Here is a 20301-nt window from a genome sequence, read left to right on the forward strand (position 1 = left end):
TCCGACCGACCGTCGCCCGATGTTGGTTGCGCGGCGGGATCCGCTATCGAACCGCCTCGGGCACGACGGCCGGGAGCGCGTTGCGGGCGAGCGCCTGCCGGCGCGACAGGACCAGGTAGAGGAGCCCGGCGACGAGACCGCCCGAGAGCCACGACAGGTCCGTGTTGTTCATGAGTCGGGCGAGCGGGCCCTGCATGACCGGGACCAGGCCGTACTGCCACGCCCAGCCGGCGACGATGCCGAGCGCGAGGCTGATCATCCCGACCTTGTTCACCGCGCCGTACGGCGAGTCCGCGCCGTCACGGTAGAGGTCCGCGACGTCGAGGCGCCCGCGGCGGACCACGAAGAAGTCGACCAGCACGACTGCGGCCCACGGGCTGATCCAGACCAGGATCGACAGCATCCAGTGGTCGAAGGCCTGGGCGAAGCTGTCGGCGCTGACGAAGACGACGAGCACGACGGACGCCACGACGCCGGCGACGAGGGTGACCTTCCAGCGTGCGGCACGGACGCCGACCGAGAGGGCCGCCAGCGAGCAGGAGTAGAGGTTGAGGATGTTGGTGGCCACCGGCCCGTGCATGATCAGGAGCAGGACCGGGATGGCCATGACGCCGAACGTCGCGATCACCAGCTCGGCCGGGTCGCCGCCGTTGCCCGCGCTGGCCAGGCAGGCTCCGAGCACCGCCAGCCACACGGTCGGGACGTACATGCCGGCGGCCGAGGCCCAGAACACCGACTTGTCCGTGGCGTCGCGGCGCACGAACCGGCTGTAGTCCGCCGAGTAGGGGATCCACGAGATGCCCCAGCCGACGCCGATGGCCGTGACCAGCTGGGTGATGGCGGTGACCTTGTCGGCGGTCGTGGTGGCCTGCCCGGTGGTCCAGTCGATGCTCACCTGCGAGAGGGCGACCACGGTCATCACGATCATGACGACCGCCGTGGCGGGCACGGTGTACTTCTCGAACGTCCGGATGGCGTAGAACCCGTAGAGCGCGAGGCCCAGCTGGGTGAGCATGATGACGGCGGCGACGACGTACTTCAGGACCGTGCCGCCCTCGATGCCGAGCTCCGCGAGGACGCCCAGGGCCAGGTCGAGGACGACCCAGGTGTTGACGCCGACCCAGCCCATCGTGAGCAGGCCCTGGATGAGGCCGGGCACGATGCTGCCCCGTCGCCCGAACGGGGCGCGGCCGAGCACCATCTGGTTGACCGCCGTTCGGTGGCCGATGACGTTGAAGAGGCCGAAGAGCGCGCAGCCGACGACGTTGCCGATCGCCACTACGAGGATCGTCTCGAGCAGGCTGAGCCCGAGGACGATGCCCAGCGCGCCCAGGACCCAGTTGACCGGCGCCAGGTTGGCGCCGAACCAGATCCAGAACTGCTCGGCCGGCGTCGAGTCGCGCGACTCGGCGGGGATGGGCTCGATGCCGTGGGCGTCGAACGGGACGGCGTCGGTGTCGTGCGGCGGTGCTGACGAAGTGGTCATGGTGGTGGTCCTCCTGGTGTGATGGCCGCCACTGAACCACCGGCAGAAGCGCGTCGTCAGTGGAGATTCACACAGGATGATGCGGGGACAGGTGGAGGTTCTCATCCGTCGGCCGTCGGCGCCAGCCCCGGCAAAATCGCAAGCGCCCGGCGGGGTCTCCCCGCCGGGCGTCGTCGTTGCCGGAGCCGCGGCTCCGCGGCGCTCGGCCCTTCCTAGTCCGGATAGGTCTCGGGGTCGATCTCGGTCTCGCCGACCCGCACCTCGCGCACGCCGCCGACTTCGGCGACCCGAGCGGCGACGTCCCTGCACCGCTCGAACGTGATGTCGCCGCGTTCGCGTGCCCACTCGACCAGGCGCCGGACGACCGCGAGGCGACCGGGGCGCGCGGAGAGAAACGGGTGGAGGCACAGGTTGAACAGGCAGCCGTGCTCGGTCATCGCGTCGAGCTCGTCGCGCCACATGTCGAAGACCTTCGACGGCGCCTCGATGATGCTGCCCACGTGCGGCTCCGGCAGGAAGGCGTACTGCTCCCAGTCGTCGAGTGACCAGTGCACGGGCAGCTCGACGACGGAGGCGCCGTCGAGCTGGAGGAGGTAGGGCCGGTCGTCGCCCATCATCGAGGAGTCGTAGGCCATCCGGTGCTCGGCGAGCAGCTCCATCGTGGTGGTGGTGGTGTGCCAGAGGGCGGCGCGGTGGCCGACCACGTCGATCCCCTGCTCCTCGAAGACGGCGAGCCCGCGCTCGAAGTCCTGCCGCTGCGCGTCCGGCGTCATCTCCGTCGCGGACCGGTGGCTGTAGGAGTGGTGGGCGACCTCGTGGCCGCGGTCGACGATGCTCGCCGCCAGGTGCGGGCGCCGCTCCGCGACCCAGCCGGGCAGGAAGAACGTCGCCGGAACCTCGAGCCGGTCGAGCAGGTCGAGGATCCGAGGTACGCCGACGTCGGGGCCGTAGGCCTGGTGCGACATCGTCGTGAGGTGACGCGCGTAGCGGCCACTCGACGCGAGGACGGGGGTCTCGGCGTCGACGTCGAACGTCAGTGTCGCCACCGCCGCCGCTCCCCTGCGCCACGCGTCGCTGTCCACGTCCATGCTCACCCCGCCTGTCGCCACCGGATGCTCGACGCGATTGTGACATCGGGCCGCAGCATCGCCGGGTCGAACTCGGCCAGCTCGTCCCCGGCCGCCAGCCGTCGGGGCAGGTCGGGGTTCGCGAGCGCGACGTGGCCGATCGCGAGCAGGTCGGCGTGTCCCTCGCCGAGCACGCGCGCCGCCTGCTCACGGTCGTGCATGCCGCCGTTGGCGATCACCGGCAGGCCGGACACCTCGCGGGCCAGCCCGGTGACCGTCGAGCCGTCGGCGAGCTGTGCGGTCTCGAACCAGGAGCGACCCTCGCTGGCGACGTGGATGTAGTCGGCGCCGGCCTTCGCGAGCGCCTGGGCGATCTCCACGACGTCCTCGGCCCCGCCGGACCAGCGGTAGACGACGTCGTTGACCTTCGTCTGCGACACGCGCACGCCGACGACGAAGCCGTCGGGCACCTCGGCCGCGATCCGCTCGACGACCTCCGCTGCCAGCCGGATCCGGTTGGCCGTCGATCCGCCGTACTCGTCGGTGCGGAGGTTGGTGTACTCGGTGACGAACTGGTCGAGCAGGTAGCCGTTGGCCGCGTGCACCTCGACGCCGTCGAAGCCGGCGGCCACGGCGTTGCGCGCCGCAGCGACGAAGCCGTCGACGACCTCGGCGATGTCGTCGCGGTCGGCCTCTCGCGGCACCGGCCACGGCCCGCTGCCGCCGTACGCCGGCATCATCGTGCCGAGTGGCTTCACGGCCGACGGTGCGAGGGTCTCCGCGCGGTGCGGGTTTCCCTGGGAGAGGGCGCCGGCGTGCATGAGCTGCGCGACGATGCGGGCGCCCTCGCCGTGGACGCGATCGGTGACGGCTCGCCACCCGGCGACGTGCTCGTCGGTGACCAGGCCGGGCTGGTTGAGGTATCCCTGGCTGTAGGCGGCGTCGGGATAGATGCCCTCGGTGATGACGAGCCCAAAGCCACCGGACGCGAACTCCGCGTAGTAGTCGGCCATCAGGGAGGTGGGCACGCCCTCGGGCGTCGCCGAGACCCGGGTCATCGGCGCGACCACCAGCCGGTTCGCGAGATCCAGCGGACCCAGAGAGCGGGGCTGGAGGGCAGGGTGACGGTCAGGAGCTTCGGACATGGGCGGGACTTCCTATCTGTTCTCTCGGAGGTGCTTCGGACAGCTCGCGAACGTCGTCGAGCAGCTGGGCCGCCCGGACGGCCGCGTGATCGTGGCCGACAGGGGCGGAGACGAGGAGACCGAGGCCGAGCTGGCGGCCGGTCCCGCGCGGGACGCTGACGCCAGGCATGCCGAGATAGCTGAGCAGCACCGTCGTGCGCAGGATGCGGGCGTTCCACCGGTCGAAGGCCTCGTCCGACGCCGTGACCTCGGCGATCGGGGGCGGGGCGTGGCGGACGGTCGGGCACAGCAGGAGAGCGCCGGCGAGCTCGACGCGGACCCGCTCGCGCAGCTCGCCCATCCGCGACCGCACGGGACCGACGGTCTCGCGGACGGCAGACGCGCCCCGGAGCCGACGTACGACCGCTGGGTCGAGGAGGGCTGCGGCGGGCCCCTCGAGGAGCCGGCCGTAGCGGGCGAACGCCTCGGCGGCGACGATGGTGCCGAAACCGTCCATCAGCGCCTGCGCCTCGGACAGCACGGGGAGCGGCCGCCGCTCGATCCGGACGCGGTCGAGCTCGGTCAGCTCCCGCACCGCCCGGTCGAACCAGTCGGCCACCTGCGGGTCCGCGTCCGCCACGACCTCGTCGCCCTCCGGCACGACCAGACGCACCGGGCCGCCCGACCCGGCATCGGGTGCCACGCGTCCGCCGTCCAGTGCGGCGATCACGAAGGCGAGGTCGGCCGCCGTCGGGGCGAGGAGGCCGAGGGTGTCGAGCGTCGGCGAGAGCGTCCGTACGCCGTCCCGGCGGAAGCGGCGCTCCGACGCCTTGTAGCCGACCACGCCGCAGAACGCCGCCGGGACCCGCACCGAGCCGGAGGTGTCGGTGCCCAGCGCGAGCGGCACCTGGCCGGACGCCACGGCGGCGGCCGAGCCGGACGACGAGCCGCCGGTGACGAGCGGTGTGTGGGTCGAGCGCGGGTTCACCGGCGTGCCGTGGTGCGGGTTCGTGCCCACGCCCGAGAACGCGAGCTCGCTGAGGTTGGTCTTGCCGACGGGGATCGCACCCCGGGCGCGGAGTGCCCGGACGACGTCGGCGTCGCGGCTCGCCGCCGTGGGCGACGCGTCCACGACCGAGCCGTTGGTGGTGGGCATGCCGGCGACGTCGATGCAGTCCTTGACCGCGATCGGCAGCCCCTCCAGGCCGCCCGCGGGATTGCCCGACCGCCAGCGCGCGGTGGACGTCGCGGCGAGCTCGCGAGCGTGGTCGGACGCGAGGTGGGTGAAGAAGCGGTCCTCCTCGCGGTAGCCGTCGAGAACGCCCTCGACGACGCCCGCGGGCGTGTCCTCCCCGCGAGCGAAGCGCGCCACGAGGCTCGCGATCACGGCAACGCCTCGTCGAGCGCCGGCAGCAGGTGCAGCTCGACGTCGCGGGGCTCGTGGTGCGACCCGTTGGTGGGGGCGAGGTCCTGGGGGCACGCCGAGAGGACCAGCACGAGCGGCCGTACGGCGCGGAGCGTGACGCGATCGCCCGGGCGGCTCACCGGCGGCTCGATGCCGAGCGTCCCGTCGGGGCCGACCGGGACGTTCATGAACAGGTTGAGCGGCTGGGGCACCTGGCTGGGCAGCGGGAGCGCGAGCGCGCGCACCGTCTCGGTGAAGTTGGCGGCGCAGCTGGCGTGGTGGCCGGACGCGCCGAGCTGGCGGTACCGCGCGGCGTCGCAGGCGGGGATCAGGGTGTCGTGGCGGCCACCGGTCGTGTCCGACTCCACGACGAGCATCGGCTCGCGGTCCGAGCCGACCAGGGTGTCCCCCGCACCGACCGCCAGCCTCCCGTTGGCCATCCGCGTGTGGGCCATCGACAGCACGATCGATGGATCGGCGACGTCGATCGCCCAGGTGTCGACCACCTGCTGGCCGAACAGGTTGACGATGGTGACGGCGCCGCCCGCATCGAGCCGGACCGACCGGCCGGTGCGCGCGGCGAGGGTGACGACGGTCAAGACAGGCCCCTTCCGGTGACGTCGGGTGAGTCGCCTACGACACCAGCCCGCCCGACAAGCCGTCATTGGAGATGTCGACAGACATCGCCCGCCAGACGGTGGATAATCACAGCCATGCTGTCCCTGCGCCGCCTGCTCGAGCAGCCGGAGCTCGAGCTCACGCTGCTCGTGCCCGGGGAGGGTGACGGCGTCGACCGCGAGCTCCTCTGGCTGCACAACACCGAGCTGGCCGATCCCGCGCCGTACGTCCGTCCCGGCGAGCTCGTCCTCACCAACGGCGTCTGGCTCGACGAGGCCGAGCCGGCGGCCTTCGTCGACGCGGTGCGCGGCGCGGACGCCGCTGGCATCGTCTTCGGGCTGCGCAGGGAGACTCCGGCCACCCCGCCCGCGCTGATCGCGGCGTGCCGGCGCGTGGGCCTACCGCTCGCCGAGATCTCCATCGAGGTTCCCTTCACGGCCGTCACCCGCGCAGCGGCGACCCTGCTCGCCGAGTCACGGCTGAGCGAGCTCTCCGGCACGGTGCGGCGGACCGGCGCCCTCGCTTCGGCGATCTCCCGCGGCGCCGGTGCCGCCGGGATCCTCCAGGTCGTACGGCGCGAGCACGACCTGCCGATGGTCGTCGTCGACCGGACCGGCCGCCAGCTGGCCGCCGCCGGTGCCGACCTCTCGCCGGCGCAGCTGAGGGATGCGACCCGTGCCCTCACCCGCCACCCACCTCCGCTGGAGGTCGACCTCGACGGCCAGACGTCCTCCGTCTTCCTCGTCGCGGCGGTCGGGGACGTCGAGGCCGCCCTCTTCTGCCTGCGCGCGTACGGCGAGCTGCGGCCCGACGAGGTGACCGCCCTCGAGCAGGCCGGCACCTACCTCAGCCTCGAGGTCGCCAAGCAGCAGGCCGTGCACGCGATCGAGCAGCGCTTCGCCGCCGAGGTGCTCGACATGGTGCAGGCCGGCCCGAGCCGCGAGGCTGACGTCGCCGAGCGGCTGCGCGCGTTCGGGGTCGACCCGACCGGGCCGGTCGCGGTGCTGGCGGTCGCCGGGCCGACGGCTGCTCCGGGCCGGTTGTCGCACGACGCGGACACGGTCGCGGACCTCCTGCTCGACCAGGGCCTCGCCGCGCTGGTCGTCGGCGGCTCGTTGGAGACGATCGCGTTCGTGGCGTGGCCGCAGGCCGGTGGGCTGTCGCTGCGCGCGATCGCGGAGGAGCTCCAGCGCGGGGTCCACCGGTCCCGTGGCGACGGCCGCGTCCTCGTCGCGGTCGGCGGGGTCAGCCCCACGTCGGCAGGGCTGGGCGTGATCCTCACCCAAGCGCGGGAGACGTGCCGCGCGATGCAGGCGCAGCCGGACGGGCCCGTCGTCCAGGAGTTCCGCGACCTCGACAGCCACCGGCTGCTGCTGGGCATGCTCGACCGCGACGCGCTCGCCCGCTTCTCACGCGGCGTCCTGGGCGAGCTCCGCCGCAACGACCGCGGCGGGGACCTCGAGGCCACGCTGCGGGCGTTCCTCGAGCTCGACGGCCACTACGCCGCCACCGCCGAGCGCCTGCACATCCACGTCAACACCCTGCGCAACCGGCTCGCCCGGCTCGCCGAGCTGACCCGCCGCGACGTACGCACGACCGCCGGCCGGGTCGACCTCTTCCTGGCGCTCGAGGCCGACTCGTTCGGGTGACGCCGCCCGGCGGAGCCCGCGTCAGGACAGGCCGACGATCGTCCCGTCGTCGAGCAGGTCGATCCGCGACGCCGCCGGCGTCACCGGCAGACCGGGCATCGTCATCACGTCGCCGCAGACGAGGACGACGAAGCCGGCGCCCGCCGAGAGCCGCACCTCGCGCACGTGCAGGTCGTGCCCGGTGGGCGCGCCCCGGAGCGTCGCGTCGGTGGAGAACGAGTACTGGGTCTTCGCGATGCACACCGGCAGGTCGCCGTACCCCTCGGCCTGGAGGCGGTCGATCCGGCGCCCGGCCTTGCCGTCCCACGTCACGGACGTGGCGCCATACAGCCGGTGGGCGATGGTCTCCGCCTTCTCCCGGAGCGGCAGCGCGTCGGGATAGGTGAACGCGAACCGCTCCGGCCCGTCGGTCTCGAGCAGGTCCAGCAGGCCCTTGGCGAGGTCGGTGGCGCCGGCACCGCCGTCCGCGAAGTGCGTCGCCGGGTAGGCGCGGACGCCCAGGTCGTCGACCAGCTCGACGACCCGCGCGACCTCGGCGTCGGTGTCGGTCGGGAAGCGGTTGAGCGCGACCACGCAGGGGATCCCGTAGACCTCGCGCACGTTGCGCAGGTGCCGTGCGAGGTTCTCCATGCCCCGCTCCACGGCACCCAGGTCCTCCCGGCCGAGATCGGGTACGTCGACGCCGCCGTGGTACTTCAGGGCGCGGACCGTGGCGACCACGACCGCCGCGTCGGGCCGGAGCCCGGACTTGCGGCACTTGATGTCGACGAACTTCTCCGCGCCCAGGTCGGCGCCGAAGCCGGCCTCGGTCACGACGTACTCGGCGAGCCGCAGCGCCGCGCGAGTGGCGACGACGGAGCTGCAGCCGTGCGCGATGTTGGCGAACGGCCCGCCGTGCACGAACGCGGGCGTGTGCTCGAGCGTCTGCACCAGGTTGGGCGCCAATGCGTCGCGCAGCAGCACCGCCATCGCGCCGTCGGCGCCGAGCTCGCGCGCCGTCACCGGCCGCTTGTCCCGTGTGTAGCCGACGACGATGTCGCCGATCCGGCGCTTGAGGTCGGCCCAGGACTCGGTCAGGCAGAAGATCGCCATCAGCTCCGACGCCACGACGATGTCGAAGCCCTCCTCGCGGGGATAGCCGTTCGGCACGCCGCCGAGGCCGACCACGACGTCACGCAGCGCCCGGTCGTTGAGGTCCAGCACCCGCTTCCAGTCCACCGACCTGACGTCGATCCCGAGGGCGTTGCCGTGCTGGACGTGATTGTCGATCAGCGCTGCCAGCAGGTTGTTGGCGGCCGCGATGGCGGCGAAGTCCCCCGTGAAGTGGAGGTTGATGTCGGTCATCGGCACGACCTGCGCCCAGCCGCCGCCCGCAGCGCCGCCCTTCATGCCGAAGACTGGTCCCATCGACGGCTCGCGCAGGCACGCCATCGAGCGGAGCCCGAGTCCGCGCAGCGCGTCGGCCAGCCCGACGGTCGTGGTCGTCTTTCCCTCACCCGCCGGGGTCGGCGACATCGCCGTCATCAGGATCAGCCTGCCGAGCGGCCGGCTGTCGAGCGAGTGCAGGTAGCCCAGGTCGACCTTCGCCTTGTGGTGGCCGTAGGGCACCAGGTGGACCGGGTCGATCCCCAGCTCCTCCTGGGCGACCTGGGTGATCGGAAGCAGCTCGGCGGCATTCGCGATCTCGATGTCGGACAGCATTCAGACCCTCCCCTTCGCGACGCCCATCCGACGCAGGAGCCGGGAACGGCTCTCGGAGTCGGGCAGCGTGCGCACATTGGACTCCACATTCATCCGCGCGATCGCGGATCCCGCTCTGGCCACCTCGCCGGCCGCGACCAGGTCGGAGAGGAGCCCTCCCTTCGCCGCGGGTCGCAGCTGGTCGATCAGGACCAGCACCTCGACGGCCGCCTCGACCACCTGCGCCTGCGGCTCCGATGCCCCCAGCAGTGCTGCGTCGATCGCCGCGCGCCGCTCGTCGTCGGTGCCCGCCTCGCGGGGCGCTGACCACGCCGCGGCCACCGCGCCGAACGCCCGCTGGTCCTCGACCACCAGCTCATGGGCGCTGGCGACCAGCTGCTCGGCCCGCTCGACGACCTCGGCGGCCTCGCAGTAGCGCGCCACCATCGCCACCAGGGCCGCGGCCTGGGCCGTGCACAGCGCCGCCACCGCACCGCCCGCCGGAGTCGGCGTACGGGCAGACAGACGGTGCAGGAAGTCGGGGACCGTCCCGGCGTCGACGTCGTTGTCACGCGCCATCAGCACACCGTACGCCGCAGCGGCCGGATGCGACCGGAAACCGGAGGCGGAGCCGCCTCCGTCAGGGCCGCTCCGGTTGCTCCGTCCCGAGCCAGGCGGCGGTCTCGTCCCACAGCCGGGCGGCCACCTGCTCGTCGCGCGCGTCCGGCGACGGGTCGGCCGGGGCGGAGTCGCGGTAGTAGCCCGCGGCGAGCCCCGGCGCGGTGACGCAGTAGACGGTCGTGGCCGCGCCGTCCTCGGGCGACCTCAGGACCCGCCGCTCGACCGGCGCCAGCACCTTGCGCAGGCGGGCCAGGGCCGGACTCGTCTCCAGGCCGCGATCGGCGATCCGGGTGTAGACCTCGCCCGGGTGCAGGGCATAGCCCGTGACGCCGGGGTGGCGCCGGCCGAGCTCTGACGCATGGTGGACCAGCGCGAGCTTCGACGTGCCGTAGGCCGCCCACGAGTCGTAGGGCCGCACGCCGTCGAAGAGCGCGGCGTTGCTCCCCCGCCTGTGCAGCTTCGACACGACGTTGACCACGCGCGCGTCGTCGGCCTCCTCGAGCAGCGGCAGCAGCCGAGACGTCAGGTGCCAGGTGCCGAGGTAGTTCACCCGCCAGTGGATCTCGTGGCCGTCGACCAGCTGCGGCTCCCGCCATGTCGACCGCAGGTCCAGATGCACCCCGGCGTTGTTGACGAGCACGTCGAGCCGGCCGCGCTCGGCGGCGTACCACCGCGCGAACGCGTCGACCGATCCGCGATCGGCGAGATCGAGGTCGTGTCCCACGACGCCCGGTCCCAGCCGCTCGGCGACCTCGGACGCGCCGGAGCGGGTGGTGACGGTGACCTCCGCGCCGCGGTCCACCAGCAGCCGGGCCGTGGCGAAGCCCAGCGACCGCTCGCCCGCACCCGTGACGAGGACGTGGCGGCCGGCGATCACGAGAACATGTTCTACCCCGGCGTCAGCCGGTGCAACTCGCACGCCGGGCGGGTCCGGGCGGGTCGTTTGCCGCCGCGGGGCGGCGGGTACGAGCGTGCAGTCCACCAGACCTGAGGAGAGAGCACGTGCCACCATCGGGAGGGCCGCTGATCGGAAGCGGCATGAAGGCCAGCATCGCCGAGGCCGCGATCGTCGCCGACATGGAGCACCGCGGGTTCACGCACCACGGCGACGGCGTGTTCAAGGAGCTCGGCGCGAGCGGCGGCGAGTACGACGGGGTGTACTGGAACGTGGTCGTCAAGGACGGCTCGGTCGCGATCGAGATGGTCATGGGGCAGCGCAGCGACATCGTTCCCGACGAGTCCGAGTACGCGCACCTGCAGGCCGAGGTCTTCGACTACTGGCCGCGGGCGATCGACGACGCGTTCAGCAACTGGGAGGACATGGCCGAGTCCGACCCGCTGCGGTGGGACCTGTCTTCCGTGCTCAGGGGAGCGGAGGAGATCCGGGTGACGGCCACCAACGACGCCGGCTCGGGCAAGTCGAACGGCGCCAACGTGCGCCTCGACGCGGACATCACGAACCTCAGCACGCGCACCGCCGAGCTCAACGGGCTCTACGCGGAGGCGTTCAACGAGAACTACGTCTCCCGGCTGCGACCGGTGCTCGACAACCTGCACTCGATGACGATGGTGCTCGCGTTCGGGGTGGCCGGCGAGCAGGAGCTGTTCCAGCGCACGCGCGAGCAGATCGCGCAGGTCGCCCTCGACGCCGAGAAGGCGATGAAGGCGTCCGGGCCGCGATCGGGTGGCGTCGACATCACGGGCATCACGATCGGTTTGATCGTCGTCGGCGCGGTGTGTGGCGGCATCGCCGCGGTCGCCTCCGGCGGAGCGGCGATCGCCGCGGCGACCGTCGTCGCCACCTCGCTCGGCAACGTCGGGGCCGGAGCGGTCAAGGACCTGCTGGGCGCCCTGGTCAAGCCCCCGGCACCGCCTCAGCCGATCCCCCTCGGCGCGGGCCACCCCAAGGAGGTCCTCACCAACATCGTGAACGGACTGGCCGAGATCAATACCCGGATCCGGGCCGAGGAGCAGCAGCTCGTGGACCTGTTCGAGGCGGCGCACGGGGACCTGTCCTTGGCGGCCGCGGCCGGGCCGTTCAACATCGCCCGCCCCGAGATCATCGACCACGGCGGTACGTCGGTCCTGGAGTCCGCGCAGACCGTCCTCGTCGACCCGACGGCGATCGCCAAGATCACCGAGCTCTGGATCCCGACGATCATCGGCGACATCAACGCGTGTCGGTCCGAGCTCGACGGCCAGGCCTACTCGTGGACGCGGCCGGCGGGCATCGGCCTCTCGGAGACGGGACCCTGGTCGTCGTACTCCGCCCTCCAGAGCGGCGTCGCCTCCTTGCTGGCGGAGACGGCGACCGAGCTGGAGGGCGCCGCCGGCAGTCTTCAGGCCGCGGCGGCCGACATCGGCCTCTCCGACGAGACCGCCAACGAGACGTACGCCGCGCAGGCGCGTCGGATCACCGAGGACAACATCAACTACTGATCCCTCCGGCCCGCGAGGAGCGGTGTTCGGTCCGGGAGCCCCGCATCTCGGACCGACGGGTTCTGGTTGGTGGCCAACCTGACGGCGGTTGGCTACGTCTTAGGACGTGCGACCCCACCTCCTCGGTTTCTAACATGCGTAAGTTGTTTAGCATGTTAGGTTCGCAGGGTGAAGGCGCAGCAGCGGAGGCCGGTCCTCCGGTACGACGACGGCGGCTGGGCCGAGGCGATCGGTGGGCATCTCGCCCTCGACCTCGTCAACACCGTGTCGTGGCGACTCGACCCGGACCGGACCGTCGACCGGTTGCCCGACGGCGCTGCCTTGGCGCGTTGGGCGGAGTTCGTCGGGCTCGAGATCCGGTCCCGGGTGGCCGACGAGACCGCGGTCGAGGTGCGCCGACTACGCGAGCGCATCTACCGGGTCGTTCATCCCCTGGCCCTCGGCGCCGACCCGGACGGCGCCGACGTTGCGCGTCTGCGGCGCCTGCTGCTCGGCGGGCTCGGCCGGGCCGAGGTGACGTCGGTGATGCCGCTCGAGCTCGCGGCGGCGAGCCTGCCCGACCAGCTCGCGCTCGCCGCTTGGCAGCTGCTCGAGCGCGAAGACGCACACCGTCTGCGGCAGTGCCGTGCGAATGACTGCGGGTGGCTCTTCCTCGACCGCACGAAGAACGCCTCCCGGGTGTGGTGCAGCTCAGCCGACTGCGGCAACCGCACCCGGGCCCAGCGTCACTACGCCCGCCGTACGACGGAGCCGCGGTGAGCGTCCGCGCAGGCTTCACCGAGGGCGCCCGCAACGCGGTCGGTCCCGCGGCCGCGACCCTCGCCCTCGGGGTGACCTTCGGGGCGGCCGCGGCCGCTGCAGGCTGGGGATTCGCGGCGCCCCTGGCGTTCTCGGCGTTCGGGTTCTCGGGCTCGGCACAGTTCTCGCTGCTCACGACGCTGCACACCGGGAGCGCCGCAGCCGCCGTCGCATCGGCGGTGCTGATCAACGCGCGCTACCTGGTCATGGGGATCGCGCTCAACGACAGCCTCGAGGGCGGTCGCGGCCGGCGGGCGCTCCAGGCGCAGGCGCTGGTCGACGCGTCGTTCGTCGTGGCGCACCGGGGCGGCGGTCGGTTCGACATCGCCCGGCTCTTCGGGGCCACAGTGCCGCAGTGGTCGTGCTGGCTGCTGGGCACGCTCGTCGGGCTGCTTCTCCGCCCCGACCCCGCGTTGATGCAGACGCTCGGCCTCGACGTCGTCTTCCCGGCGTTCTTCCTGCTGCTCGTGCTCGAGGAGATCACGTCGGGTCGAGCGGCGGTCGCCGCCGTCTGCGGGGGCTGCATCTCCGGCGGGCTCCTGCTGGTGACCGAGCCCGGCTACGCGCTGTTGGCTGCGACAGCAGGCGCCCTCGTCGGGCTGCTCGCCGCAGCGGACGAGGAGCCGGCATGAGGCTCTGGCTCTCCATCCTGGCCGTCTCCGCCGCCAACTCGCTGCTGAAGGCGACCGGCCCGCTCGCGCTCGGCGACCGGCGCCTGCCTTCCACAGCCCGCCGCGTCGTCGCGCTCATGGCACCGGTCCTGCTGGCCGGCCTGATCGTCGTCGAGCTCGCCGGACCGGGCTGGCACGAGCTCGACGGCGCGCAGGTGCTCGGCGTCGGCGTAGCCGGCCTGGCCTGGGCGGCCCGGGCACCGATGCTGGTCGCCGTGCTCGTCGGTGCGGCGGCAGCGGCCGCGGTCCGCCTGCTCTGACGTCGCGTCGGGAGTCGGGGACTGCAGGTGGTCAGGCCTTGTTGTCCGCGAACAGCAGCGTGCCGCCGAGCCCGATCATCATGCCGCCGCCGGTGCCCCGGACCGCCGCGAGCCGCCGCGGCGATCGCTCGAACCACGCCCGCGCCGACCCCGCGCCCAGCGCCCAGAGGCCGTCGCAGGCGAACGCGATGACGGTGAAGACCAGTCCGAGCACCATCATCTGCAGCGGCACTGCGCCGGCGTGGAAGTCGACGAACTGCGGCAACGCGGCCACGAAGAACACGATCGTCTTCGGGTTGGTGGCCCCGACGATGAAGCCCTGTCGCAGGACTGTTGCCGACGACACTGTTCGGGGCGCGTCGTTCGTCGCCTCGCCCACCCCGTCGCGCCGGCGGCGGATCGCCTGGACGCCGAGCCAGGCCAGGTACGCCGCGCCGAGGAGCTTGACCGCCGTGAACAACGCGACCGACTCCGCCACGAGCGACCCGACGCCCAGCGCCACCGCAGTGATCGGGACGAGACCGCCGAGCTCGTTGCCGAGGACGCTCCACAGGCCGCCGCGGCGTCCGAGCGACAGCGAACGACCGATGACGAACAGCACGCTCGGCCCCGGGATCGCGATCAGGATCAAGGAAGCGAGCGCGAAGGCGAGGAGCGCTTCAACGGTGGGCATCGACCAAACCTATTCCTCGACCGTTCGGATCCGGCCCGGTCGCGGGTCAGCCCGTCACGTCGCGACCCAGCACTGCCCTCGCGACAACCCATCGCTGGACTTCGTTCGCACCCTCGTAGATCTCGCCGATCTTGGCGTCGCGATAGATCGCCTCCACCGGGCCGATCACGCCGTCGCCGCGTTCCTGGACGAAACCGAGCGCACCGAGTGCCTGAACGGCGTCCCGTGCCATCGAGACCGCGAGCTCGGTACCGCGCAGCTTGGCCATGGCCGCCTCGGGCTCAGGGAACGCCGCACCTCCATCGAGGCGACGGGCCGCCTTGAGGTAGAGCGACCTGGCCGTCTCGAGATCGGTCGCCCGGTCCGCGACGAGGAACTGCCAGTGCTGAAGAGAGCCGAGCGGACGGCCGAACGCCTCGCGAGCACGCAGGTGGGCGACCATCTGATCGAAGGCAGCCTGCGCCATCCCGACCCCGGCGGCCGCGATCCCGATACGCCCGTAGGTAAGAGTCTGGAGCGCGACCCGCAAGCCACCCCCGACCTCGCCAAGCACGTGCTCTGGACCCAGACGCACCCCGTCGAGCACGACGTCGGCGGTGACTTGCGCCCGATTGCCGATCTTGCGGTCAGGGGTGCCGATCCGCACCCCCGGCAGGTCCCTCGGCACCAGGAAGGTGGTCAGGCGGTCACCCGTCCGCGCCAGGACGACCACCACTCCCGCTGCGACGGCGTTCGTGATCCAACGCTTGTGGCCCGACAACACCCATCGCTCGCCGTCCTCGACCGCCACCGTGCCGATCGCCGCCGGCGACAGGTCGCTCGACGCCCCCGGCTCGCTGGTCGCGAACGCGCCGACGACATCACCGCTGACGATCGGACGCAGCCATCGCTCGCGTTGATCCGCGGTGCCCTGCGCGAGCGCGTTGCCGGCGAGGATGCAGTGGACGTCGAAGATCGCGGCCATCGAGTTGGAGTGGTAGGCCAGCTCTTCGACCGCCACCGCGGTGACCGTGGCGCGGTGGGCGAGGCCGTCGCCGCCGACATCCGCGCTGAAGGGCAGGCGGAACAGCCCGCGCGCCGCCAGGGCGTCGAACACGTCGCGGGGAAACCCGTCGACGCGCTCGTCCTGGGTGGCGAGCCGGTGGGCTACGGGCGCGACCACCTCGTCGGCGATCGCGCGGACGCGATGGCGAGCGGCCCGCACCTCGTCGGGCAGGGTGCCGTCGTCGTACAGCCGGTCAGCCTGACGGGGGACGGGCGGGCGGGTCTTCACGTGCGGCAACTCCTCTGGTGACGGGTGCGGTCATTCGCCGCCGAGCCAGTGCGCCGCGTCGCGCCGCGCCCGCTCGATGACGGCGTGGTCGTGGGTGTGCAGGGTGATCGCGACGTCGCCCCGCGCGACCACGTGGTAGTCGGCGTCGGGTTCCTGGTCCATGCCGGGCTCGCCGGCGTCGGGCCCCCAGACGTCGAAGCGCCCCGGACTCGACGGCCGAATGTGCAGCTCCCTCTGGTGCCGACGTCCGGGCCGCGAGGGGACCAGCCGACCGGCACCCTCGCCGGCAGGCACGTTGACGTTGAGCACCGAACGCGCGGGCAGTGGACGGTCGACCAGTCGGCGCACCAGTTCCTGGACCACGCTGACCGCGCGGCCGAAGGACGGCGGAGGCGCGGCGGGCGAGAACCAGGTGACGCCCGAGAACTGCTGCGACACGGCGAGGGCCTGCCGCCCCAGCAGCGCACCTTCGAGGGCCGCGCCGAAGGTGCCGGAGTAGTAACGGTCATCGCCGAGGTTCGCCCCGTGATTGATGCCGGAGACGACGAGATCCACGGATCGAGCCACGTCGCTCAGCAGACCGACGCGCACGCAATCAAGCGGCGAGCCGGTGCACGTGTGGACGGGCGACGCCCCCACAGCGACGGTCAGCACCTCCACCGGACCGTTGATGCTCATGGCCCTAGAGCTCCCGCTGCGGTTGCGGTCCGGGACGACGCACACGACCTCGTCCACCACGCCGGCGAGCGCAAGCAGCCCGTCGCGCAGCGCGTACATCCCCTCTGACAGCCCGTCGTCATTGGTCACCAGGACCTTCACGTTCTGCTCCTGCGCATCGTGGTCGGTACGGTCAGACAGACTCGAAGTAGCGACGTCGCTCCCACGCCGTGACCGCGTTCGGATCGGCACCTTGCGTGTGGCACGCGTACCACTCCCAGCGACGGGTCCCCGCCCAGTAGCGGACGACCAGCTCACCCAGGAGGCCGCCAAGTTCCTCGTCGGCGCAGAGGGCGTCCGCTGCTTCGATCAGTCCGCTCGGCAGTGAGGGTTCGAAGTCCTCCGGTAGGCCCCAGGCCGACCCCGCGAACTCCGGCGGGAGAGGCCGACGACCCCGCGCGCCGATCAGTCCGCCCGCCACGATCCCGGCAAGCATCAGGTAGGGGTTCGCATCGGCACCGGCCAGCCGGTGCTCAAGCCGGGCGCTCCGGTCGCCCGGGATCACGCGGAGGGCGACCGTCTTGTTCTGCCGCGCCCACAACGGCGCGGTCGGCGCGCCGTGCCCGGGCACCAGCCGTCGGAAGGAGTTGAGACCCGGCATCACCAGCGAGGTGAAGGCAGCCATCGTCGAGACCAGGCCGGCGATCCACAGGTCTAGGTGACGTCCGTCCTCCCGGTCAGCGAAGAGATTGCGGTCGCCTTCCCAGAGGCTCAGGTGAACGTGGAGACCAGCGGGGGTGCGAGCGGTCGGCAGCGGCATGAAGGTCGCGGTGCGGCCGCAGCGCTCGGCGACCGAGATCATGGCGGCTCGAGCACGCACGAGGTCGTCCGCGGCCGCGAGCGGGTCCTGTGGGTGGAAGTTGACCTCCAGCTGGCCGAGACCGCCCTCGTTCACCCAGCCCGACCACGGCACCCCGATCCGGTCCAGCTCCTGGGTCACCGCCTCGGCGTAGTCGACGTACGACGCCGGCGGCCGTCCGTGGCACAAGCGCTTCTGGTGCGAGCCCAGGGGGGTGAGTCCGTCGTAGTCCCGCGCCCGCGCGACGTCGAAGGGCTCCTCGAAGACGGTGCCCTCCAGCTCGAAGGCGACCCGGAGGCTCAACCCGGCGTCGCCGAGCTCGCCGAGCAGCCGCTGCAGAAGCGACCGGGGGCACACGGGGAGCGGCGCGTGGTGGTCGTCGTAGAGATCTGCCAACACAGCGGCCGAGCGAGCAACCGGGTCGAGCGAGACCAGCGTGCGGAGATCAGGACGGGCCCACACGTCGCGCAGCTCGCCAGCCCACGGACCGGGTTCGAACGTGAACGCGTAGTCGCCGCCGACGTTCTGGTGAAGCACGGTCGCCGGCAGTCCGATCCCTTCCGGAAGGACCGCCAGGAACTCGTCAACGGCGAGCCGCTTCCCGACGATGCTCCCCTGGAGCGTCAGGGCCTGGACCTGCACGGAGCGGATGTCGTGCTGCTGCAGCCAGGCCCGGGCGGCGTCGACCTCGGAGTCGCTCATGGCGGCACTCTACACAAGATCAACACGATCGTAAGCGTTGATTAGTGATAGATTGGCGCTCATGAGTGTTGATTCGCTTGCCGGTAGCGCCGGACAGTGTGAATAGTATCGTGCAGCAGCCATTGGTCGGGGTGTCCGGGCGCCGGCTCCCCTCCGCACGCGTCGCAGGCTTGGAGGAGCGATACCGGCTGACGGAGGTCGACGTCTTCTTCGCCGACTACTCGCGGGCGGTCGCAGACGCCGGAGGGCTCCCGGTCGAGCTGCCGTACGACGGCTCGAGCGCCGTGGTCGACCGACTGGACGCGCTCCTGCTCTCGGGCGGTCAGGACGTCGACCCCGAGCGCTGGGGAGGTCCGGCCGAAAGCGTCCGCGGGGAGGTGGACCCGGCCCGGGACGCACGCGAGCTCGACCTGCTCCGCGCCGCGCTGGCCCGCGGCATCCCGGTGCTCGCTGTCTGTCGCGGGATGCAGGTGCTCAACGTCGCGCTCGGCGGCACGTTGGTGCCCGACCTCGCGGGACCACTCGACCACCTTGCTTCCGGCCGGTCCACCGGGCACCGCCATCACGACGTCCACCTCGACGGCGAGTCTCTGGCTGCCGAGCTCTACGGAGCCCAGGTGACGGTGAACTCGCTCCACCACCAGGCCGTCGCTCGCGCTGGGCGTGGCCTCGTCGTCACCGGGCGCAGCTCCGACGGCGTCGCCGAAGTCATCGAAGCTCCGGGCCGTCCCGTGCTAGGCGTCCAGTGGCACCCCGAGTGGCTCCATCCCCGCGACCCGGCCTTCGACTGGCTGGTCGCCGCCGCGACACCGAGGAGTACGAAGTGAACCAGACCGACCTGCGCCAGTCCTGGATCGACCGCGCCGCCTCCTTCGTCCCGCCGAGCGGGATGTGGGTGGACGGCCGACAGCTCACGGACTCCCCTGCTCCCAGCATCTCGGTCGTCTCCCCCCGGGACGGGAGCGTCCTGGCGACGATGCCGTCGGCGGACGAGGCCATCGTCGAGCGCGCGGTCGCTGCCGCCCGCAGATCCTTCGAACGTGGGCACTGGTCCGGGATCAGCGCCTCGGAGCGGGGAGGGGTTCTCCGGCGCTGGGCGGACCTGGTCGCCGCCCGCCGCGAGGAGCTGGCGCTCGCGATCAGTCTCGAGATGGGCAAGCCGGTCAGCGACGCGCTCCTGGTCGAGGTCAGGGCGGCCGAGCGCACGCTTCGCTGGTACGGCGAGGCCGCCGACAAGCTGCAGGACGAGGCACCCCGCGGGCTCACTGATGCCCTTGCGCTCGTGACGCGGGAGCCCGTCGGTGTCGTCGGCGCCATCACACCGTGGAACATGCCCGTCACGATCACCAGCTGGAAGCTCGCCGCCGCCCTCGCGGCCGGCAACAGCGTCGTCGTCAAGCCCTCCGAGCTGAGCCCCCTGTCGGTGCTCCTCCTGACCCGCTGGGGCTGCGAGGCGGGAGTGCCGGATCAGGTGCTCCAGGTCATCCTCGGCGCAGGAGACGTCGCCGGGGCGGCGCTGGCCCGCAGCCGGGGTGTCGACAGCCTGACGTTCACCGGCTCGACACGGGTCGGCAGGCTGCTCCAGCGCTACGCCGGCGAGTCCAACCTCAAGCCGGTCTGGCTCGAGCTGGGCGGCAAAACCCCGTTCGTCGTGCTCGCGGATGCCGATCTCGAGGCCGCCGCCGACGCCCTGGCCTGGGGCATCACCTTCAATGCCGGCCAGCTTTGCACGGCGGCGTCACGCGCGATCGTGCACCGGGCGGTGTACGCCGACTTCCGCGACCTCGTCGTCCAGCGCGTGTCGGCCCGCCGGGTCGGTGATCCGCTCGACCCGACCACCGAGATCGGCCCGTTGGTGAGCGAGCACCGTCGGGAGGATGTCCTGCGCCGCGTCCGGTCGGCGGTCGCGGCGGGGGCCGTCCTGCGCTCTGGGAGCGAGAGTCCCCGGCCCGGTGCCGGCTGGTACGTCGATCCGTCCGTGCTCGTCGACGTCGATCCCGCTTCGCCGCTCGCGCAGGAGGAAGTGTTCGGGCCGGTGCTCGCCATGATCCCGGCCGACGACGCTGACCACGCCGTCGCTCTGGCGAACGACTCGGCCTACGGACTGGGGGCTGCCGTGTGGACCCGCGACCTCACCGCCGCCCACCGACTGGCCCGCCGCGTGCGCGCAGGGACGGTCTGGGTGAACTGCTTCGAGGAGGGCGACCTCTCCGTCCCCTTCGGGGGACGCGGCCTCTCCGGACACGGGGTGGACAAGAGCCTCCATGCCCTGGACAAGTTCACTGCCCTCAAGACCACCTGGATCGCGCTCTAGGCGCG

The 20301-nt window shown here is 72.1% G+C and carries 19 protein-coding genes; 7 read left to right on the forward strand and 12 right to left on the reverse strand.

Annotation, left to right across the window (positions count from 1 at the left end):
* Window positions 1-43 precede the first annotated feature (43 nt).
* The 5 genes from HNR19_RS20265 to HNR19_RS20285 form a co-directional block, all read right to left on the reverse strand.
* Window positions 44-1486 (reverse strand): purine-cytosine permease family protein, encoded by a 1443-nt coding sequence (locus HNR19_RS20265; protein ID WP_179669602.1) that lies wholly within the window; start codon window positions 1484-1486, stop codon window positions 44-46.
* Between the two features lie 212 nt (window positions 1487-1698).
* A complete protein-coding gene (locus HNR19_RS20270) occupies window positions 1699-2574 on the reverse strand; it encodes a polysaccharide deacetylase family protein (RefSeq protein ID WP_179669604.1) in 876 nt (291 codons plus the stop codon).
* A 2-nt stretch (window positions 2575-2576) separates the two neighbouring features.
* A complete protein-coding gene (locus HNR19_RS20275) occupies window positions 2577-3698 on the reverse strand; it encodes an oxidoreductase (protein ID WP_179669606.1) in 1122 nt (373 codons plus the stop codon).
* On the reverse strand, window positions 3682-5064 hold the full coding sequence (locus tag HNR19_RS20280) for an amidase family protein (protein WP_179669607.1): 1383 nt from the start codon (window positions 5062-5064) through the stop codon (window positions 3682-3684). The genes HNR19_RS20275 and HNR19_RS20280 overlap by 17 nt, the downstream gene beginning before the upstream one ends.
* Window positions 5061-5681 carry a DUF1989 domain-containing protein gene (locus HNR19_RS20285; protein ID WP_218910332.1) on the reverse strand — a complete coding sequence of 207 codons (621 nt, stop codon included), beginning with the start codon at window positions 5679-5681 and terminating at the stop codon, window positions 5061-5063. The genes HNR19_RS20280 and HNR19_RS20285 overlap by 4 nt, the downstream gene beginning before the upstream one ends.
* Window positions 5682-5795: 114 nt before the next feature.
* Here HNR19_RS20285 and HNR19_RS20290 point away from each other — a divergent pair, with 114 nt between their 5' ends.
* The gene (locus HNR19_RS20290) at window positions 5796-7349 is read left to right on the forward strand and encodes a PucR family transcriptional regulator (protein ID WP_179669611.1); all 1554 of its coding nucleotides are present in this window, start codon (window positions 5796-5798) and stop codon (window positions 7347-7349) included.
* Between the two features lie 21 nt (window positions 7350-7370).
* Here the strand turns inward: HNR19_RS20290 and HNR19_RS20295 are convergent, their stop codons facing one another.
* The 3 genes from HNR19_RS20295 to HNR19_RS20305 form a co-directional block, all read right to left on the reverse strand.
* Entirely contained in the window at window positions 7371-9050 is a 1680-nt protein-coding gene (locus HNR19_RS20295) for a formate--tetrahydrofolate ligase (RefSeq protein WP_179669613.1), read from the reverse strand.
* Window positions 9051-9608, reverse strand: coding sequence for a cyclodeaminase/cyclohydrolase family protein (locus HNR19_RS20300; RefSeq protein WP_179669615.1), 558 nt, complete (start codon window positions 9606-9608; stop codon window positions 9051-9053).
* Window positions 9609-9669: 61 nt separating this feature from the next.
* The gene (locus tag HNR19_RS20305) at window positions 9670-10527 is read right to left on the reverse strand and encodes an SDR family NAD(P)-dependent oxidoreductase (RefSeq protein WP_179669616.1); all 858 of its coding nucleotides are present in this window, start codon (window positions 10525-10527) and stop codon (window positions 9670-9672) included.
* A 161-nt stretch (window positions 10528-10688) separates the two neighbouring features.
* Between HNR19_RS20305 and HNR19_RS20310 the strand changes: the two genes are divergently transcribed.
* From HNR19_RS20310 to HNR19_RS20325, 4 genes are all read left to right on the forward strand, one after another.
* Window positions 10689-12089, forward strand: coding sequence for a hypothetical protein (locus HNR19_RS20310; protein ID WP_179669617.1), 1401 nt, complete (start codon window positions 10689-10691; stop codon window positions 12087-12089).
* A 168-nt stretch (window positions 12090-12257) separates the two neighbouring features.
* The gene (locus HNR19_RS23645) at window positions 12258-12848 is read left to right on the forward strand and encodes a CGNR zinc finger domain-containing protein (RefSeq protein ID WP_343047294.1); all 591 of its coding nucleotides are present in this window, start codon (window positions 12258-12260) and stop codon (window positions 12846-12848) included.
* Window positions 12845-13519, forward strand: coding sequence for an AzlC family ABC transporter permease (locus HNR19_RS20320; RefSeq protein ID WP_179669619.1), 675 nt, complete (start codon window positions 12845-12847; stop codon window positions 13517-13519). Before HNR19_RS23645 ends, HNR19_RS20320 begins: the two co-directional genes overlap by 4 nt.
* Entirely contained in the window at window positions 13516-13818 is a 303-nt protein-coding gene (locus tag HNR19_RS20325) for an AzlD domain-containing protein (RefSeq protein ID WP_179669620.1), read from the forward strand. Before HNR19_RS20320 ends, HNR19_RS20325 begins: the two co-directional genes overlap by 4 nt.
* A 31-nt stretch (window positions 13819-13849) precedes the next feature.
* On the opposite strand, the gene HNR19_RS20330 is transcribed toward HNR19_RS20325, so the two are convergent.
* Genes HNR19_RS20330 through HNR19_RS20345 form a run of 4 tightly spaced genes read right to left on the reverse strand, consistent with a single transcriptional unit; the run spans window position 13850 to window position 17982 of the window.
* Window positions 13850-14491: a LysE family translocator gene (locus tag HNR19_RS20330; RefSeq protein WP_179669622.1), complete on the reverse strand. Its 642-nt coding sequence runs from the start codon at window positions 14489-14491 to the stop codon at window positions 13850-13852.
* A gap of 46 nt (window positions 14492-14537) precedes the next feature.
* On the reverse strand, window positions 14538-15764 hold the full coding sequence (locus tag HNR19_RS20335) for an acyl-CoA dehydrogenase family protein (protein WP_218910333.1): 1227 nt from the start codon (window positions 15762-15764) through the stop codon (window positions 14538-14540).
* Between the two features lie 30 nt (window positions 15765-15794).
* Window positions 15795-16583 carry a 5'/3'-nucleotidase SurE gene (gene surE / locus HNR19_RS20340; protein WP_179669625.1) on the reverse strand — a complete coding sequence of 263 codons (789 nt, stop codon included), beginning with the start codon at window positions 16581-16583 and terminating at the stop codon, window positions 15795-15797.
* A gap of 31 nt (window positions 16584-16614) precedes the next feature.
* A complete protein-coding gene (locus tag HNR19_RS20345) occupies window positions 16615-17982 on the reverse strand; it encodes a glutamine synthetase family protein (protein ID WP_179669627.1) in 1368 nt (455 codons plus the stop codon).
* 170 nt (window positions 17983-18152) lie between these two features.
* Here HNR19_RS20345 and HNR19_RS20350 point away from each other — a divergent pair, with 170 nt between their 5' ends.
* On the forward strand, window positions 18153-18809 hold the full coding sequence (locus HNR19_RS20350; RefSeq protein ID WP_218910334.1) for a gamma-glutamyl-gamma-aminobutyrate hydrolase family protein: 657 nt from the start codon (window positions 18153-18155) through the stop codon (window positions 18807-18809).
* On the forward strand, window positions 18806-20296 hold the full coding sequence (locus HNR19_RS20355) for an aldehyde dehydrogenase family protein (RefSeq protein ID WP_218910335.1): 1491 nt from the start codon (window positions 18806-18808) through the stop codon (window positions 20294-20296). The genes HNR19_RS20350 and HNR19_RS20355 overlap by 4 nt, the downstream gene beginning before the upstream one ends.
* Window positions 20297-20301: the final 5 nt, after the last annotated feature.

It is taken from the genome of Nocardioides thalensis, from assembly GCF_013410655.1.
Lineage (GTDB): Bacteria > Actinomycetota > Actinomycetes > Propionibacteriales > Nocardioidaceae > Nocardioides > Nocardioides thalensis.